The organism is Nocardia sp. NPDC049707, from assembly GCF_040674855.1.
Classification (GTDB): domain Bacteria; phylum Actinomycetota; class Actinomycetes; order Mycobacteriales; family Mycobacteriaceae; genus Nocardia.
Map to the genome: position 1 here is coordinate 1 of NZ_JBFANN010000020.1, position 17,862 is coordinate 17,862.

15 protein-coding genes are annotated in these 17,862 nt (G+C 67.0%); 11 read left to right on the plus strand and 4 right to left on the minus strand.

Going from position 1 to position 17,862, the window contains the following annotated elements; genetic code table 11:
* The first annotated feature begins 318 nt into the window (after positions 1-318).
* The 3 genes from cobA to AB0J29_RS18895 all read left to right on the plus strand — a co-directional run bounded on the left by cobA (position 319) and on the right by AB0J29_RS18895 (position 4,786).
* Positions 319-1,539: a uroporphyrinogen-III C-methyltransferase gene (gene cobA, locus AB0J29_RS18885; RefSeq protein WP_364787787.1), complete on the plus strand. Its 1,221-nt coding sequence runs from the start codon at positions 319-321 to the stop codon at positions 1,537-1,539.
* 212 nt (positions 1,540-1,751) lie between these two features.
* A complete protein-coding gene (locus tag AB0J29_RS18890; protein ID WP_364787324.1) occupies positions 1,752-3,302 on the plus strand; it encodes an MFS transporter in 1,551 nt (516 codons plus the stop codon).
* A gap of 2 nt (positions 3,303-3,304) precedes the next feature.
* Positions 3,305-4,786, plus strand: coding sequence for an MFS transporter (locus AB0J29_RS18895; RefSeq protein ID WP_364787327.1), 1,482 nt, complete (start codon positions 3,305-3,307; stop codon positions 4,784-4,786).
* A gap of 19 nt (positions 4,787-4,805) precedes the next feature.
* On the opposite strand, the gene AB0J29_RS18900 is transcribed toward AB0J29_RS18895, so the two are convergent.
* Complete coding sequence (locus AB0J29_RS18900) at positions 4,806-5,219, minus strand: PPOX class F420-dependent oxidoreductase (RefSeq protein ID WP_364787330.1); 414 nt, start codon at positions 5,217-5,219, stop codon at positions 4,806-4,808.
* Positions 5,220-5,455: 236 nt separating this feature from the next.
* The gene (gene yaaA, locus AB0J29_RS18905; RefSeq protein ID WP_364787333.1) at positions 5,456-6,199 is read right to left on the minus strand and encodes a peroxide stress protein YaaA; all 744 of its coding nucleotides are present in this window, start codon (positions 6,197-6,199) and stop codon (positions 5,456-5,458) included.
* Between the two features lie 135 nt (positions 6,200-6,334).
* Between yaaA and AB0J29_RS18910 the strand changes: the two genes are divergently transcribed.
* Positions 6,335-8,089, plus strand: coding sequence for a proline--tRNA ligase (locus tag AB0J29_RS18910; protein ID WP_364787336.1), 1,755 nt, complete (start codon positions 6,335-6,337; stop codon positions 8,087-8,089).
* Between the two features lie 170 nt (positions 8,090-8,259).
* Positions 8,260-10,011: an acyl-CoA dehydrogenase family protein gene (locus AB0J29_RS18915; RefSeq protein ID WP_364787338.1), complete on the plus strand. Its 1,752-nt coding sequence runs from the start codon at positions 8,260-8,262 to the stop codon at positions 10,009-10,011.
* 151 nt (positions 10,012-10,162) lie between these two features.
* Here AB0J29_RS18915 and AB0J29_RS18920 read toward each other — a convergent pair whose 3' ends face one another.
* A complete protein-coding gene (locus AB0J29_RS18920; RefSeq protein WP_364787341.1) occupies positions 10,163-10,597 on the minus strand; it encodes a ferritin-like domain-containing protein in 435 nt (144 codons plus the stop codon).
* A 118-nt stretch (positions 10,598-10,715) separates the two neighbouring features.
* Positions 10,716-11,345 carry a hypothetical protein gene (locus tag AB0J29_RS18925; protein WP_364787344.1) on the minus strand — a complete coding sequence of 210 codons (630 nt, stop codon included), beginning with the start codon at positions 11,343-11,345 and terminating at the stop codon, positions 10,716-10,718.
* A 273-nt stretch (positions 11,346-11,618) separates the two neighbouring features.
* On the opposite strand from AB0J29_RS18925, the gene rimP reads away from it, so the two are divergent.
* The 6 genes from rimP to rbfA all read left to right on the plus strand — a co-directional run bounded on the left by rimP (position 11,619) and on the right by rbfA (position 17,860).
* Positions 11,619-12,287: a ribosome maturation factor RimP gene (rimP, locus tag AB0J29_RS18930; protein ID WP_364787347.1), complete on the plus strand. Its 669-nt coding sequence runs from the start codon at positions 11,619-11,621 to the stop codon at positions 12,285-12,287.
* Positions 12,284-13,315, plus strand: coding sequence for a transcription termination factor NusA (nusA, locus tag AB0J29_RS18935; protein WP_364787350.1), 1,032 nt, complete (start codon positions 12,284-12,286; stop codon positions 13,313-13,315). The genes rimP and nusA overlap by 4 nt, the downstream gene beginning before the upstream one ends.
* A gap of 47 nt (positions 13,316-13,362) precedes the next feature.
* Positions 13,363-13,770, plus strand: coding sequence for a YlxR family protein (locus AB0J29_RS18940; protein ID WP_364787790.1), 408 nt, complete (start codon positions 13,363-13,365; stop codon positions 13,768-13,770).
* 108 nt (positions 13,771-13,878) lie between these two features.
* Entirely contained in the window at positions 13,879-16,935 is a 3,057-nt protein-coding gene (infB, locus tag AB0J29_RS18945) for a translation initiation factor IF-2 (RefSeq protein ID WP_364787353.1), read from the plus strand.
* Between the two features lie 86 nt (positions 16,936-17,021).
* Positions 17,022-17,312 (plus strand): DUF503 domain-containing protein, encoded by a 291-nt coding sequence (locus tag AB0J29_RS18950; RefSeq protein WP_364787356.1) that lies wholly within the window; start codon positions 17,022-17,024, stop codon positions 17,310-17,312.
* 104 nt (positions 17,313-17,416) lie between these two features.
* Positions 17,417-17,860: a 30S ribosome-binding factor RbfA gene (gene rbfA, locus AB0J29_RS18955; protein ID WP_040693060.1), complete on the plus strand. Its 444-nt coding sequence runs from the start codon at positions 17,417-17,419 to the stop codon at positions 17,858-17,860.
* Positions 17,861-17,862: the final 2 nt, after the last annotated feature.

The following is a 17,862-nucleotide window of genomic DNA, read 5'->3' on the forward strand; positions in this document are numbered from 1 at the left end:
TACGCGCAGCGCGGCGGCCAATTCGGGCTCGACCTCGAAATCCACCGCGGCACCGCGATGGGAGGGCTGTGCGGGGCGGGGCCGGTCGGTCGATACCCGCCCCCGGCGCCACCGAATTCATGGGCCGACGCACAGAAAGAGACCGTCTGCCCGGCTCCACGGCCGGCATGGTGTCCGTCATTGCGCCCGCATGGCGGGTGATTGCCGGGGACACGCACGCAGGACGTAGTCTCGAGCATTGTGCCGAACACGTCAGTACCTGCCGATGACCAGCCGGGAACCGACCCGGCCGAACGTCCCGCGAGTGATCCGAACTACCTGGTCGGGCTCGATCTCAATGGACGGCGGGTCGTCGTGGTCGGCGGCGGGACGGTGGCGCAGCGCAGGCTCGGGCTATTGATCGCCGCCGGGGCGGATGTGCACGTCGTCAGCCGCGAAGTCACCCCGGCCGTGGAAGGGATGGCTACGTCGGGGCAACTCACACTGACATTGCGCGCCTACGCCGACGGCGATCTGGACGGTGCCTGGTATGCGATCGCGTGCACCGACGAACCCGAGACCAATGCGGCTGTGGTCGAGGAGGCCACGCGGCGACGGATCTTCTGTGTGCGCGCCGATGTGGCGCGGCTGGGCACGGCCGTCACTCCGGCTACCGCGCGGCACGACGGACTGACGCTCGGTGTGCTCGCCGGCGGTCAGCATCGGCGGTCCGCCGCGGTGCGCAACGCATTGCTCGAGGCGCTGCAATCGGGTGTGGTGACCGATGATTCGACGCCGATTACCCCGGGCGTCGCCCTGGTCGGCGGCGGTCCGGGCGACCCGGATCTGATCACGGTGCGTGGCCGCCGTCTGCTGGCCCGCGCGAATCTCGTTGTCGCCGACCGGCTCGCACCGCCGGAACTGCTGGCCGAACTCGGCCCCGACGTCGAGGTGATCGACGCCGCCAAGATTCCATACGGTCGGGCAATGGCGCAGGAGGCGATCAATTCCGCGCTGATCGAGGGCGCCAGGGCGGGCAAGTTCGTGGTGCGGCTCAAGGGCGGCGACCCGTATGTGTTCGGGCGCGGCTACGAGGAGTTCGAGGCCTGCGTCGAGGCGGGCATTCCGGTGACCGTGGTCCCTGGCATCACCAGTCCGATCTCCGTTCCCGCGGCCGCGGGCATTCCGGTGACCCATCGCGGCGTCACCCACGAATTCGTCGTGGTCAGCGGCCACGTCGCCCCCGATCATCCCGATTCCCTCGTCGACTGGCCCGCGCTGGCCCGTCTGCGCGGCACCATCGTCCTCATGATGGCGGTCGAGCGCATCGAGCAATTCGCCACCGTTCTCATCGAGGGTGGCCGCCCGGCCGACACGCCCGCAACGGTGATCCAGGAAGGTACCCTCCGCACCCAGCGCGTCCTGCGCGCCGACCTCGGCACTGTCGCCGCCCGCGTTCGCGAAGAGGCGATCCGTCCGCCCGCGATCGTCGTGATCGGCCCCACGGCAGGTTTTTCCGCCGATGCCGTCGAATTGCGGGCCGAGTCCTCTGCCGGATAACGCGACGTGCACCCTCGAATCATCCTGTCGGTTCGTTCTGGAATCATCGGTGCACCACGTGGCCCGCGACCGCCGCGCGATATTCGATGGCACGTCTCTCGGCGCCCGCAACTGGAAGGTGTCACAACCGCCCAGTGGATTTCGCTATGACTCGGTGAATCGCACCTGCGGGAACGGAGACCGGGGTTCCGGATCAATTACAGTGGCTCATCGTGCTCGATAACCCCCCTGCGAAGACGCAGTATCCGGTGACCCAGCGGGCCTTTGGTCTCGCGATTCTCGTGCTGAGCGGGCTGCAGCTGATGGTTGTGCTCGACGGTACCGTGGTCATCTTCGCGCTGCCTCGGCTGCAAGAGGAAATGGGTATGACGAGCGCGGGCGGCGCGTGGACCGTGACCTCCTACGGCCTGACCCTCGCCGGGCTGATGCTGCTCGGCGGGCGACTCGGGGATGTGTTCGGACGCAAACCAATGCTGATGCTGGGCGTCGGGATGTTCACCCTCGCCTCGCTGCTGTGTGGGTTGGCGCAGAGCCAGGCCATGCTGATCGCCGCTCGCGCGGTGCAGGGTGCGGGCGCGGCAATCGCGGCACCCACGGCATTCGCGCTGGTGGCAACGACTTTCGCGCCCGGAAAGGCGCGCAATCAGGCGGTCGCGATCGTCGGCTCGATGGTCGGTATCGGCTCCGTGGGCGGTCTGGTGGTCGGCGGTGCGCTGACCCAGCTGTCCTGGCGCTGGATCTTTCTGATCAATGTGCCCATCGGCGTATTGATCATCCTCGGTGCGCTGTCCCAGCTCGCGGATACCGAACACCACCGATCCGCACTGGATATCCGGGGCGCGGTGCTCGGCACCATGGCCTGCGCATCGATCGTGTTCGGCGCGACCGAGGGGCCGGAGCGGGGCTGGGGCAGTCCGGCCGTCATCGGCGCTCTGGTGGCGGGTGCGGTGCTGCTGATTGTCTTCGTGGTCGTCGAGCGCACCGTCGATGGTCCGCTGCTGCCGTGGTCGCTGTTCGACAGCCGCGATCGGGTCACCACCTTCTTGCTGATCTTCCTGGCCGGTGGCGTCCTCGGCGCGATGACCTTCTTCGTCGCGCAGTTCCTGCAGAATGTGCTCGGCTACGGACCGCTGGTCGCGGGCATCGCATCGATCCCGTTCACCATCGGCATCGGTATCGGCGGCGCGCTGGCGTCCAAGGCGGCGCTGATCGTCGCGCCGCGCTGGCTGGTATGCGGGGCGACATTCGTGCTGGCCGCCGGACTGCTGGTCGGCTCGCAGCTCGACGGCAACGTGAACTACCTGACCACTCTGTTGCCGCTGTTGATCGTGATCGGCTTCGGTGTCGGCGTGGCCATGGTGCTCGGACCGCTGTGCGTGCTCGTCGGCGTGCCGCCCTCCGATATCGGCCCGCTGTCCGCGGTAGGGCAGATGTTCATGAATCTGGCGACACCGGTATTCATCGGTCTGCTCACTCCCGTCGCGGCATCGCGCACCATGTCGATGGGTGGTCGCACCGGTAAGGCGGCGGATATGAACGAGGCCGAGATCTTCGCGCTCGGCAGCGGGTACACACTCGTGCTCGCGGTCTGTTCGCTGGTCGCGGTCGTGGCGGGCTTCATCGCACTGACATTGCGTTATACGCCGAAACAACTGGCCGAGGCACAACACGCGCAAGAGGAATCGCAACGCACCGGCTCCATGCCGGTGGTGCCACGGACCGGACCGCTGCCCATCATCCGTCGCTCTGACTACAGTGGCTGACTATGCCAGACAATCCCGCCACGAAGCCGTATCCGGTGACGCAGCGGGCCTTCGGCCTCGCGATCCTGGTGCTGAGCGGGCTGCAACTGATGGTCGTGCTCGATGGCACCGTGGTGATTCTGGCCCTGCCTCGACTTCAGGACGAACTGGCGTTATCGAGTTCCGGTAGCGCCTGGATGGTCACCGCATACGGACTGCCGTTCGCGGGTTTGATGTTGCTCGGCGGCCGGATCGGCGACTCGTTCGGCCGCAAACGCATGTTCATCGTGGGCGTCGCGCTGTTCACATTGGCCTCGCTGTTGTGCGGACTCGCCCAGAACGAGGGCATGCTGATCGCGGCCCGCGCGATCCAGGGCACCGGTGCCGCGCTCGCGGCCCCGACCGCGCTTGCCCTGGTCGCAACCACTTTCGCACCCGGCCGGGTGCGCAATCAGGCGATCGCGATCTTCGGTTCCATGATGGCGGTCGGGTCGGTCGGCGGACTGGTGATCGGCGGCGCGCTCACCGAGGTGAGCTGGCGGTGGATCTTCCTGATCAATGTGCCGATCGGTGCGTTGATCCTGTCGGGTGCGGTACTGCGGCTGCGTGATACCGCCCATCACCGACTATCCCTGGATGTGCGTGGGGCCGTACTCGGCACCCTCGCCTGCGCGTCCCTGGTTTTCGGTGCGACCGAAGGGCCCGAAATCGGCTGGGACAGTCCGGTCATCATCGGTTCGATTGTCGCCGGTCTGGTGTTGTTGATCGTCTTCGTCTTCGCCGAGCGGTGGGTGGACAACCCGCTGCTGCCCTGGTCGCTGTTCGATAAGCGCGATCGGGTCACCACGTTCGGCGCCATCTTCCTGGCCAGCGCAGTGTTCGCCGCTACCACCTATTTCGCGGGCCTGTTCGTTCAGAATGTCGTCGGCTACAGCTCGCTCGTCGCCGGGGTCGCGTTCATCCCGTTCACCATCGCCGCCGGTATCGGCACCGCCGTGGCGTCGCGGCTGGCGATGACGGTCGCGCCGCGTTGGCTGCTCAGCGGTGCCGCGGCGACGCTGGTCATCGGATTGCTGTTCGGCTCGAAGCTCGAACGAGGGGTGTCGTACTGGCCGACCTTGGTGCTGCTGTTCATTGTGATCGGATTCGGCATCGGTGTCGCCGTGGTGGTCGTCCCGCTGTGCATATTGGTCGGTGTCGCGCCGCAGAATATCGGGCCGCTCACCGCGGTCGGCCAGATGTTCCTGAACCTCGGTACTCCCGTCGCGATCGGTTTGCTCGCGCCGGTCGCCGCATCCCGCACGCTGGCGCTCGGCGGCCGCACGGCTAAGCCCATCGATATGACGCCCGCGGAGTTGGATGCACTCGGAAGTGGTTACACGCTCGTACTTTTCGTCACCGCCGTCGGCGCACTCGTGGTGGGCCTGGTGGCACTGACATTGCGCTATACGGCGGCCGAGGTCGGCCAGGCGCAACATGCGCGGGAAGAGGCCGAGCAGGGCTGAACCCCGCCCGGCCACGAGCTCACAGGCGACCGGCGACCTTGCGCGGAGTCACGCGGACGATGACGCGGGGTCCGTCGTTGACCGAAGCGGGGTTGAATTCGACGTACGGGAGTCCGGTGTAGCGCTGCGACAGCTTGTCCGGCAGCGTCTGGTCGGGATCGGGGGTGATCGTGGCGGTGCCGCGAATCTCCGCGTACACGTACGGATTATCCGGCGGATTGATCATCACCGTGATCCGCGGATCACGGGCGAGATTCTTGCCCTGCTGCCGATCCACCGTGGTGGAGAACAGCAGATCGTCGCCATCGCGCTCGAGCCAGATGACGGTCAGGTGTGGTTGTCCGTTCGGCCCGATCGTCGCCGCGGTCGCGAAGACCTTCGACTCGTCCAGGTACTTCTTCAAGTCCTCGGAGAGCACAGCTGTACTGGTCATGCGTCGATGAAACGTGTACCGGTTCGAGAACATTCCCGATTCGAAATCATTTGTCGGTCCTGGAGTTCGAGTCAGCGGTCAGATCGCGGATGAGCAGTGCGGTATGCAGTGAGGTGCGGGATCCCCTACGCCGAAGCCCTCCCCTTCTGGGAGCACGCCGCCACTTCTGCCCCCACCGAAACAATCCGCACCGCCCTCGCCGCTGCCCGCCGCTAACCGCCTGGCTGTGCGACAGCTCAGGTGATGATGAGGAGTTCGGTGGGGGAGGCGATTTCGGTGCGGAGGCCGAATTTGGTGGCGATGCGGGCTACGGCGCGGATGTCGGTGGGGTCGGCGCGGGTGAGGACGAGGGCGCGGGCGAGCAGGCCCTTGTGGTGTTTGTTGAAGTGGCTCACCACGGTTCGGGAGCCGTCGGGGTGTTCGGTGCGGACATCGGCGGTGATGGCGCCGGGGATACGGCCGAGCTGCTGGTAGGTGCCCGAGCGCAAGTCGATGACGAGTTCATCGGCGGCTTCGGCGACCAGGGCGTCGGGCAGGACATCGCGCCAGATGGCGGAAAGCGTCGGCAAGCCGGGAAGTTTGGCACCGCCGGAGAGTCGGTAGGCGGGGATGAGGTCATCGGCGCGGACAGCACCGAACAGGGCGGAGCCGATGCCGAGGCGGGCATAGGCCTTGGCACGTTGCACCTTGGTGAAGGAGCGGACAGCCAGTGCGTCGTAGAGCACGCCGGTGTAGCGCTCCAGCGCGGGCCGGGTGGCTGACGTGCGCAAGCTCGCATTGCGCGCGATCTCGGTATCGGCCCCCTTGCCGAGGCCGAGCACTCCGCGCGCGGCCTCCGGATCGGCGACCAGCGCGACGACCTCGCCGATGAGCCGGTCACGCACCGCGGTGAGCTGCGGCATCGCCAGCGACTCCAGCCGCAGCGGCCCCTCGGTTCCGCCATCGGACTTGGTTTCGGAAGGAGGCAGCAGCACCAGCACGAGCGGATACGGTACCGGCGTCGGTGGTCGGGGCGTGGACGCGGTAGCCGGAGTAACCCACGCAACGCCTCCGCCCATGCCGAAATGGGCCAATGCCTTGCAGGCATCGTCCGGCCAGCGACTACCCTGTCGTCCGTGATCACCCGCCTCTCCCACCTGTTCCTGCGTACCCTGCGCGACGATCCCGCCGACGCCGAGGTGCCCAGTCACAAACTCCTCGTCCGCGCCGGATATGTGCGGCGCATCGCCCCGGGCGTGTACTCGTGGCTGCCGCTGGGCCTGCGGGTGCTGCGGCGGGTCGAACAGGTCGTGCGGGAAGAGATGAACGCCATCGGCGCACAGGAGATCTCGCTGCCCGCGCTGCTGCCGCGCGAGCCGTACGAGACCACCAACCGGTGGACCGAATACGGCGACAGCCTGTTCCGGCTGCAGGACCGCAAGCATGCGGACTATCTGCTCGGGCCCACGCACGAGGAGCTGTTCGCGCTCACCGTGAAGGGTGAATACAGCTCGTACAAGGATCTCCCGGTCACGCTGTACCAGATCCAGACCAAATACCGCGATGAGGAACGTCCCCGCGCGGGCATCTTGCGCGGGCGCGAATTCATCATGAAGGACTCCTATTCCTTCGATCTCGACGAGGATGGACTCGAGGCCAGCTACAACGCGCACCGCGAGGCCTACCAGCGCATCTTCAACCGCCTCGAGGTCAAGTACGTCATCGTCGCGGCCACCTCGGGTGCGATGGGGGGTAGCGCGTCGGAAGAATTCCTCGCCGACAGTCCGGTCGGCGAGGACACCTATGTGGTGTGCCGGGAGTCCGGCTACGCCGCGAATGTGGAAGCGGTGGTCACGCCCGCTGCCGAACCGCGTCCCATCGAGGGCCTGTCCGCTGCCGTCGTCCACGACACCCCGAATACCCCGACCATCGCGTCGCTGGTGGATTGGGCGAACAGCGCGGGCATCTCCGAGCGCCCGGTCACAGCGGCCGACACCCTGAAGAACATCATGGTCAAGCTGCGCCACCCGGACGGCAAGACCGAACTGCTCGGTGTCGGCATTCCGGGCGACCGCGAGGTCGACAACAAGCGCCTCGGCGCTGCGGTCGAACCCGCCGAGGTGGAACTGCTCACCGAGGCCGATTTCGCCGCCAACCCGTTCCTGGTCAAGGGTTATATCGGCCCGAAGGCATTGCAGGCCAACGGTGTTCGTTACCTGGTCGATCCACGCATCGGCACCGGAACCAGCTGGATCACCGGTGCCGACGAGTCCGGCAAACATGTCGTCGGCCTGGTCGCGGGCCGTGACTTCACCCCCGACGGCACCATCGAGGCCGCAGACGTGCGCAATGGTGATCCCTCACCCGACGGGCGCGGCGTCCTGGTGTCCGCGCGCGGCATCGAGATCGGCCACATCTTCCAGCTCGGCAATAAGTACACCGACGCGTTCGAGGTCGATGTGCTTGGCGAGAACGGCAAGCCGGTGCGGCTCACCATGGGTTCCTACGGCGTCGGCGTCTCCCGCATGGTCGCGGTGATCGCCGAACAGCAGCATGACGAGAAGGGCCTGCGCTGGCCGCGCGAGGTTGCGCCGTTCGATGTGCACGTGGTCATCGCGAACAAGGACGAGTCCTCGCGTGCGGGCGGCGAGGAGGTCGCGGCGCTGCTGGATTCGGCCGGACTCGACGTCGTCCTCGACGACCGCAAGGCCTCACCCGGTGTGAAGTTCAAGGATTCCGAGCTGATCGGTGTCCCGCTGGTCGTGGTCGTCGGGCGCGGCTGGGCCGAGGGCAAGGTCGAGATCCGTGACCGCTTCACCGGCGAATCCGCCGAGGTCCCGGCCGATTCGGTGGTCGAATCGGTGCTCGCGCAGGTCCGCGGCGGACAGTAGGTTCGGCCACCGACAACCGGTGGCGAAGCCCGGACGAAGGCGGCACTGCCGCCGAGTCGGCCGGGCTTCGCGCATTTCGTCCGGACCTACGGTTCCGTAGGCACGATTTGTCGCGGACGGTAACCGGGGACCCGCTCCTGCCTGCTGTTACCCGCTGGTAAGTTAGCGGCATGACGAGCACCGACGCGTTGTTGTTCAACCCCGCCACTTACGATCCGAAGCAGTTCGACGCCGAGACGCGACGGCTGCTGAAAGCCACCATCGAGTGGTTCGAGTCGCGGGGCAAGCGGCAGCTGTTGACCGATGACGCGGATGCGGTGTGGGTGTCGGACTTCCTCGAGTTCGTCAAGAAGGAGCGGCTGTTCGCGACCTTCCTGACCCCGGCAGCCTATGCCGACGGTGACGCGAACCGGCGGTGGGACGGTGCGCGCAATGCGGCGCTGTCGGAGATCTTCGGCTTCTACGGTCTCGCGTACTGGTACGCCGAGCAGGTCACCATCCTGGGCCTCGGCCCGATCTGGCAGAGCGATAACGAGGACGCCAAGAAGCGCGCGGCCGCCGATCTCGCCGATGGTCAGGTGATGGCGTTCGGTCTGTCCGAGCGCGACCACGGTGCCGACATCTATAACACCGATCTGATCCTCACACCGACCGAGCCGGGCAGTCCGGATGCCGAGGCCGGAATCCTGTTCCGCGCCAATGGCGTCAAGTACTACATCGGCAACGGCAATGTCGCATCGATGGTGTCGGTTTTCTCCCGCCGCGCCGATATCGAGGGCGCGGACGGCTATGTGTGGTTCGCCGCCGACAGCCGCCACGACGACTACGAGCTCATCGACAATGTCATCCACGGTCAGCTGTATGTGAGCACCTTCGCGCTGCACGACTACCCGGTGACCGCCGCCGACATCCTGTCCACCGGTCCCGAGGCCTTCTCCGCCGCACTGAATACCGTCAATGTCGGCAAGTTCAACCTGTGCCACGGCAGCATCGGCATGGTCGAGCACTCGTTCTACGAGGCCATCACGCACTCCAACAACCGCGTTCTCTATGGCAAGGCCGTCACCGAATTCCCACATGTGCGTACGAATTTCGTGGACGCCTACGCGCGCATCGTCGCGATGAAGCTGTTCAGCGACCGCGCCGTCGACTACTTCCGCAGCGCGAGCCTCGAGGACCGTCGCTACCTGCTGTTCAACCCGATGACCAAGTCCAAGGTGACTTCCGAGGGCGAGACTGTCATGACGCTGCTGCTGGATGTGCTGGCCGCGAAGGGGTTCGAGAAGAACACCTACTTCGCGCAGGTCGCGCGCTACATCGGCACGTTGCCGCGACTAGAGGGCACGGTGCATGTCAATGTCGGCCAGATCCTGAAGTTCATGCCGAACTACCTGTTCAATCCGAAGGACTACCCGGAGATCGGCACCCGGCTCGATGCGGCCGACGACGAGTTCTTCTTCCGGCAGGGCCCGGCTCGTGGCGCGGGCAAGGTGCAGTTCGCGGACTGGACCCCGGTGTATGAAAAGCACGCCGACCTGCCGAACGTCGCGCGCTTCTACGAACAGGCCCAGGCCCTGCGCACCTTGCTCACCACGGCCGCACCCGATGGCGACCAACAGCGGGACCTGGACTTCATGTTGACCATCGGCCACCTGTTCGCCCTGGTGGTCTACGGTCAGCTGATTCTGGAGCAGGCCGCCATCACCGGGCTGGACCGCGACATCATCGAGCAGATCTTCGACTTCCAGATCCGCGACTTCAACGCCCACGCCACCACCCTCTACGGCAAGCCCTCCGCCACTCCCGACCAGCAGGCATGGGCCGCATCCGCCCTGCGCCCGCCGGTCACCGACCGCCCCCGCTTCGACCGCGTCTGGGCCGAGGTCGCCGCCTACGACGGCATGTACGAAATGCGCGCGTAGCCACTACGGGCGCACCGTTCACCGCCGCACGCACGGGATCGAGCGCCGCACACCAATCGGGCCGCCGCGTACGGATTTGGTGTGCCGCCGACGAGTTGGCGCGCCACGCACGAATTCGCTCACGAATCCGTGCGTGGCGTGCAAAAGGTGATTACGCCTTGCCAGGGAAGGCGACTGTCGGTGGGGCGGCGCCGAGGATGGTTTGCCAGGTGGCCAGGCGCAGAGCGCATTCGGTGAGGGCGTCGGTGCCCATCCGGCGGATGGGATCGGAGTTGCCGTTTTCGACAACCGCGCGCCAGGCGACGGCGGTGTCGGTTTCCGTGGTGACGGCCAAGTTCGCCGCGGGGATCGGATCGTTCACCGGGAACGGCGTGGTGTAGGCGGCGTCCGGTGGTGGCACCGCGACTCCGGCCGCCTTCAATGCATCGATGGTGCTATCGCGGCGGGCTCGATGGGCTGCCGTGTCCTGGGCGACCAAGCGGGTGCGCTCGGCGGAGGCATACGCCGCGATCACACCGTAGGCGTATATCGCCGCGTATTCGGCGCGCAAGGCGTCGAGCAGGGCCTGGCGTTCGGCTTCGGTCATGCGCTCGTCTCTGCCTGGAGGAGTTGTATCGTGCGCCCGGCGGGCGGCACGGTGCGGCATCCTGGGGCGGTCGGGTTCGCGTCCGCGGCTTCGGACAAGGTGTGGTCTCCGGCACGACTCATGCCAGCAATACCCCCGCCTGCGCCGCACATGATGCGCTGATCGAGGCCAATAGCCCTGCGCGATAACCGGATTGGGTGCGGGCGAGGTCACCCGCGGATTGCTGAGACTTGGCCAGGCGTGTGCGCAACTCGTCGATACTCGGCGGCGTGGTCGGCGATGCGGTTGCGTCCGATGCCGCGGGGGAGGTGCCGGAAGCAGGCGGGGTGAGTTCATGGGTGCGGTGTGCCGGGGTGGTGCCGTCACGGTAAACGCCGATCACACGGTTGATTTCGGCGCGCAGCGCATCCGCGTGCGCGGTGCGTTCGTCCGCGATCACGGTCAATTCGACATGTCGCTGCGGGGTCACCGCGATCGCCGCCGTCGCGGCGGCGGCATCGGCGCGCGCCAGGATCTCCTGTGCGGCAAGCGGATCGGGCTGATACACCGTCTCTTCCGTGCAGCCGGCCAGCGCGCCGATGGTTAGCGCACCCACGGTCGTGCCGCCGGCCAACCGCAATGCGGTGCGACGGTCGACGATGCTGGTGCGACCGACATCAGCGCTGCCGGGCTGGGATCGGTGCCGGTCGATGGGGATGCCGGAAGTGCACCCGGCGCGCGGCGGCGGGGCGGGAAGGCGGATGGGCACGGCACTATCGTGCCAGACTCGCGCGGTACCGCCGACCGTGCGTCTACCGCGCGGTAGGTACGGTACCCGCGTGCTGCGTCGCGGGCGCGTGGCCAGGAAACTTGCTCGAGGCCGCTGGTCCATTACACTCTCGAGGCGCGTTACGCTAGATCTCCGGTAGAGAATTTTTTTCGTAGCGACTGCTTGCAGGTCGCTCGAAAGAGCCAGGTAGCGACTGCTTGCAGGTCGCTCGAAAGATCAGCCGTCTGACAACTGAACCAGGAGTCGCCCCACATGCCCATGCCGACCGAGGAAAGGGTGAGCCAGCTTGTTGCTGGACTCGTCGAGCGCCGAGGATTCGACCTCGAGGGTATCGAGATCTCGACGGTGGGCAAGCATGTGAATGCCCAGGCTCGGGTGAAGGTGATCGTCGACAGTGATGCCGCTGCCGATCTCGATACCATTGCCGGACTGAGCACGGAGCTCTCCGAGGCCCTCGACGATGCGGGTGAGTTCGGCGAGACGGCCTACCTGCTCGAGGTGACCAGCCCCGGCATCGACCGCCCGCTCACCGCCGACCGCCACTGGCGCCGCTCCCAGGGCCGCAAGGTGCGGATCACGTTGCGCGCCGGCGCGGCATCACCGGATCCGAAGTCATCGGACAAGTTCGAGGCCAGGGTCGGTGTCCTCACCGATGACACGGTGGCGCTGGTGCTCGGCGGAAAGACCGAGCCGCACCGGGTGACGATTCCGCTGGCCGATATCGCCGAGGCGGTCGTCCAGGTGGAATTCAACCCGCCCGGCGCACGGGAACTGGAACTCGCGGGCGGAGTCGCGCCCGGTCGTCCGCGGCCGGGGCATGAAGAGGCGGTGGACCCGACCGCAGATGTCCGAGGAACAACCGATGTGCCAACTGAATCAATAGCAACATCAGATTCGCCGACCGAAGGGATCGTGGAATGAACATCGAAATCGAAGCCCTGCGCGCGATTGTCGCCGATAAAGGGATCTCGATCGAGACCGTGATCTCCGCGATCGAGTCGGCACTGCTCACGGCCTACCGCCACACCGAGGGGCACCAGCCCAACGCGCGCATCGATATCAATCAGAAGACCGGCGTGGTCCGGGTGATGGCGCGCGAACTCGACGCCGACGGCAATGTCATCTCCGAATGGGACGACACCCCAGAGGGTTTCGGCCGGATCGCGGCGACCACCGCGCGCCAGGTAGTGCTGCAGCGGCTGCGTGATGCCGAAAACGAGAAGTCCTTCGGCGAATTCTCCACTCATGAGGGCGATATCGTCGGCGGTGTGGTGCAGCGCGATACCCGCGCCAATGCCCGCGGCACCGTCGTGGTGCGCATCGGCAGCGAACTGCACGGCACCGAGGGACTGATCCCGCCCGCCGAGCAGGTGCCGGGCGAGAGCTATGAGCACGGCGACCGCATCAAGTGCTACGTCGTCGGTGTCTCCCGCGGCCAGCGCGGCCCGCAGATCACCCTCTCGCGTACCCATCCGAATCTGGTGCGCCGACTGTTCGCACTCGAGGTGCCCGAAATCGCCGACGGTTCGGTGGAGATCGTCGCGGTCGCCCGCGAGGCCGGACACCGCTCCAAGATCGCGGTGCGCACCACCGTGCCCGGCGTCAATGCCAAGGGCGCGTGCATCGGCCCGATGGGTCAGCGCGTGCGCAATGTGATGAGCGAATTGGCGGGGGAGAAGATCGACATCATCGATTACGCGGATGATCCGGCGACCTTCGTCGGGAATGCGCTGTCCCCGTCGAAAGTTGTATCGGTCACGATCGTGGATCCCGAAGCCCGCGCCGCGCGTGTGGTCGTTCCCGACTTCCAGCTCTCGCTCGCGATCGGCAAGGAAGGGCAGAACGCCAGGTTGGCGGCCCGGCTGACCGGTTGGCGCATCGATATCCGCAGCGATGCGACCCCGGATGCGGGCAGCGGCAGTCTGCGGACGGAGGCGCATCGCAGTTGACCGATTCCCGCGAATCGAGTCCTCGGAATGGCATGTCCATAACTTCGATGGGGGCGGGGTTCGGCGTTCCGAGCGGGACAGCGGTAGAGTGGTTGGCGGTTCAGCGCGAGCCTTCGGTTTCCTTGTCCGAACGCACTACCGAGCAAGTCCCGGCACCCCGGTGTCGAGCGGCTCCGGTGCGGACGTGCATCGGGTGCCGAAAGCGCGAGTTGGCCGACGATCTGTTGCGGATCGTGGCGCAAGAAGGTGAGACTGGAGACGGCTCTCATGTCGTCGCGATCGTTCCCGATCCGCGGCGCAGACTTCCCGGGCGGGGTGCTTGGTTGCACCCCTTTTCGGCTTGTCTGAGCACGGCAGAACGACGCCGAGCATTCGGCAGAGCACTACGAGTGTCCGGAAATCTGGATATCTCAGCCCTGGAGCAGTACCTCGAGAACAGGCACGAGCACTCATGAGCACACCGTGAAGCACCAACGATGAACGTCCATCGGAGATAACCCGAGGTCGTGCGGGCCCGCCTTTCCTAGGCGGAGGCACTGCTCGACCTCTCAGTGAGGAGAGCAGTGGCAGGCAAGGCCCGCGTGCACGAGTTGGCCAAAGAACTCGGTGTCACGAGCAAAGAACTACTCGCAACGCTCAAGGAGCAGGGCGAGTTCGTGAAGTCGGCGTCCTCGACGGTGGAAGCACCCGTCGCGCGTCGACTGCGCGAGTCGATCGCGGGGAAGTCCACCCCGGCGAACGGCGCCGCGAAGTCCGGGGCCCGTCCCGGACCAGCGTCCACTCCGGCCGCGAAGCCCGCCGCAGGCGGCGGTCCGCGCCCGGGTCCACGTACCCCGTCGCCTGCGCAGGCGGCGACCCCGGCGGCTCCGGCCGCCCGTGAGACGGCGGCTCCGGCCGCGCGTCCGTCCGATGCTGTGCGGCCCGGTCCGGCCGTGCGTCCCGGTCCTCCGGTCAAGCCCGCCCCGCGGGACACCACCCCGGTCCAGGAGACCCCGGCTGCTCCGGCCGCGAAGGCTGCTTCGGCGCCGAGCGCTCCGGCTCAGGGCGGACCCCGCCCGACGCCAGGTGGCGCACGTCCCGGTCAGCACCGTCCCGGTGCCCCCGCGCAGGGTGGTCCGCGTCCCGGTGGTCCGGCCGCGGCCGGACCGAAGCCGGGCCCGAAGGCCCCGCGCGTCGGCAACAATCCCTTCTCCTCCGCGCCCGATCGTGAGCGTCCCGCGCCGCGTCCGGCCCCCAGTCAGGGTGGACCCCGTCCGGGTCCCGGCCAGGGGCCACGTCCAGGTCCCGGCCAGGGGCCGCGTCCGGGTCCGGCCCAGGGCGGTCCCGGTCCCCGTCCGGGTGGCGCTCAGGGCGAGCGGCGTCCGGCTCCCGGCCAAGGTGGTCCGCGTCCCGGTGGTCCGCGGCCGAGCCCTGGCTCGATGCCGCCGCGCCCGAATCCGGGTGCCATGCCCGCACGTTCGGCTCGTCCGGGTCCGGGCGGCGGCGCAGGTGCGGGCCGTCCGGGTCGTCCCGGTGGCGGTCCGGGTGGTGGCGGCGGTCGTCCCGGTGGCGGTGGCGGTGGCGGTGGCTACCGCGGCGGTGGCCAGGGCGGCGGCGGCACGGGTGCCCCCGGTGCCGGTGCGGGTGCTCCTGCGGCCGGTGGTTTCCGTGGTCGTCCCGGTGGCGGTGGCGGTCGTCCCGGTGGTCCCGGTGGCCGTGGCGGTGCGGCCGGTGCGTTCGGTCGTCCCGGTGGCGCGCCCCGTCGTGGCCGCAAGTCGAAGCGGGCGAAGCGCGCGGAGTACGAAAGCATGCAAGCTCCCGCCGTCGGCGGCGTGCGGCTGCCACGCGGTAACGGCGAGATCATCCGGCTCGCCCGCGGTGCGTCGCTGTCGGACTTCGCGGAGAAGATCGACGCGAACCCGGCCGCCCTGGTGCAGGCCCTGTTCAACCTCGGTGAGATGGTCACCGCGACCCAGTCGGTGAACGACGAGACCCTCGAGCTGCTCGGCAGCGAGATGAACTACGTCGTACATGTGGTCAGCCCCGAGGACGAGGACCGCGAGCTGCTGGAATCGTTCGACCTGACCTACGGTGAGGACGAGGGCGGCGAGGAAGACCTCGAACAGCGTCCGCCGGTGGTGACCGTCATGGGTCACGTCGACCACGGTAAGACCCGACTGCTCGACACGATCCGTAAGGCCAACGTCCGTGAGGGCGAGGCCGGTGGCATCACCCAGCACATCGGCGCCTACCAGGTGCTCACCCATCTGGGCGATAACGACCGGCTCATCACCTTCATCGACACCCCGGGTCACGAGGCGTTCACCGCCATGCGTGCCCGTGGTGCGAAGGCCACCGATATCGCGATCCTGGTGGTCGCCGCCGATGACGGCGTCATGCCGCAGACGGTGGAGGCGATCAACCACGCGCAGGCGGCCGATGTGCCGATCGTGGTGGCGGTCAACAAGATCGACAAGGAAGGCGCCAACCCGGACAAGATCCGCCAGCAGCTGACCGAGTACAACCTGGTTGCCGAGGAATATGGTGGCGACACCATGTTCGTCGACATCTCCGCCAAGCAGGGCACCAATATCGAGCAACTGCTCGAGGCGGTGCTGCTGACCGCGGACGCGGCGCTGGACCTGCGGGCCAACCCGGATATGGACGCCCAGGGTGTCGCCATCGAGGCGCACCTCGACCGCGGCCGTGGCCCGGTGGCGACCGTGCTCATCCAGCGCGGCACGCTGCGCGTCGGCGACTCGATTGTGGCGGGCGACGCTTACGGTCGCGTCCGGCGCATGGTCGACGAGCACGGCGACGATGTCGCCGCAGCGCTGCCGTCGCGGCCGGTCCAGGTCATCGGCTTCACGTCGGTGCCCGGCGCCGGTGACAACCTGCTCGTCGTCGACGAGGACCGGATCGCTCGCCAGATCGCCGACCGCCGCAATGCGCGCAAGCGCAACGCACTGGCCGCGCGCAGCCGCAAGCGGATCAGCCTGGAAGATCTGGATGCCGCGCTGAAGGAGACTTCGGAGCTCAACCTGATCCTCAAGGGCGACAACTCCGGTACCGTCGAGGCCCTCGAGGAGGCGCTGCTCGGTATCGAGATCGACGACGAGGTGCGCCTGCGGGTCATCGACCGCGGTGTCGGTGGCGTCACCGAGACCAACGTCAACCTGGCGTCGGCGTCGAACGCGATCATCATCGGGTTCAATGTTCGGGCCGAGGGCAAGGCGACCGAGCTGGCCAACCGTGAAGGTGTGGACATCCGGTACTACTCGGTGATCTACCAGGCCATCGACGAAATCGAGAAGGCCCTCAAGGGCATGCTCAAGCCGATCTACGAAGAGGTCGAGCTGGGCCGGGCGGAGATCCGCGCGATCTTCCGTTCGTCGAAGGTCGGCAATATCGCCGGCTGCATGGTCACCTCGGGTTCGGTCAAGCGCAACGCCAAGGCGCGCCTGCTCCGCGACAACGTGGTGGTCGCCGAGACGGTCACGATCTCCACCTTGCGTCGGGAAAAGGATGACGTCACCGAGGTCCGCGAGGGCTTCGAATGCGGTATGACGTTGACCTACAACGACATCAAGGAAGGCGACGTGATCGAGGCCTACGAGCTGCGCGAGAAGCCGCGCGACTGAGATTGTGCCGCGGTGGTCCGGTCCATCGATACCGGGACCGGACCACCGAGACAATCCTTTCGTAGGCGCCGATACAGGAGGCTTGGGTGTACCTGGGTGCACTGGAGTTCGATATCCTGCTCGGAGACGTGCGCTCGTTGAAGCAGAAGCGTTCGGTAATCCGGCCCGTGCTGGCCGAATTGCAGCGCTTCGGCGTGAGTGCCGCCGAAGGTGGGGACCAAGACCGCCACCGTCGCTCACTGGTCGGAGTCGCCATGGTCAGTTCCGGTATGGATCACTTGACCGAGGTACTCGACAAATGTGAGCGACATGTCGCGGCTCGTCCGGAGTTAGAGTTGCTGGCAGTGCGCCGCAGGATCTTCGGACCCGAAGACTGACTCGCGGCGGGAACGACTGGCCCGGAGGCGGTACCTTGCGTAACCACGCAGGGCCCCGGTCCCGCCGCAAAATCAATACAGCAGTAAGTGAGGAGGGTTCAGCCATGGTGGATCAAGCCAGGGCACGCCGACTCGCCAAGCGGATATCCGCGATCGTGGCGACCGCGATCGAATACGAGGTGAAGGATCCGCGTCTGAATTTCGTGACTGTGACCGATGCGAAGGTCACCGGCGATCTGCGCGAGGCGACGGTGTACTACACGGTGATGGGCGAAACCCTCGACGTGGAACCGGATTACGCGGCCGCGGCCGCCGGTCTGGAGAAGGCGAAGGGTGTACTGCGCTCGAAGGTGGGCGCGGGCACCGGCGTGAAATTCACCCCGACGCTGGCGTTCGTGCTCGACAAGGTGCCCGACGCGGCACGGGATATGGAAGAGCTTCTGGCCAGGGCGCGGGCCGCCGATGACGCGGTCGCGAAGGTGGCTGCCACCGCCACCCATGCCGGCGATGCCGATCCGTACAAGGTCGAACGCGAATCCGACGAGTGACG

Excerpts from the sequence above, each read along its gene's own strand:
- AB0J29_RS18895 (WP_364787327.1), top strand. The coding sequence starts at position 3,305 with ATGCCAGACAATCCCGCCACGAAGCCGTATCCGGTGACGCAGCGGGCC.
- AB0J29_RS18900 (WP_364787330.1), bottom strand. The coding sequence starts at position 5,219 with ATGACCAGTACAGCTGTGCTCTCCGAGGACTTGAAGAAGTACCTGGAC.
- AB0J29_RS18915 (WP_364787338.1), top strand. The coding sequence starts at position 8,260 with ATGACGAGCACCGACGCGTTGTTGTTCAACCCCGCCACTTACGATCCG.
- AB0J29_RS18920 (WP_364787341.1), bottom strand. The coding sequence starts at position 10,597 with ATGACCGAAGCCGAACGCCAGGCCCTGCTCGACGCCTTGCGCGCCGAA.
- rimP (WP_364787347.1), top strand. The coding sequence starts at position 11,619 with ATGCCCATGCCGACCGAGGAAAGGGTGAGCCAGCTTGTTGCTGGACTC.
- nusA (WP_364787350.1), top strand. The coding sequence starts at position 12,284 with ATGAACATCGAAATCGAAGCCCTGCGCGCGATTGTCGCCGATAAAGGG.
- AB0J29_RS18940 (WP_364787790.1), top strand. The coding sequence starts at position 13,363 with ATGGGGGCGGGGTTCGGCGTTCCGAGCGGGACAGCGGTAGAGTGGTTG.
- rbfA (WP_040693060.1), top strand. The coding sequence starts at position 17,417 with ATGGTGGATCAAGCCAGGGCACGCCGACTCGCCAAGCGGATATCCGCG.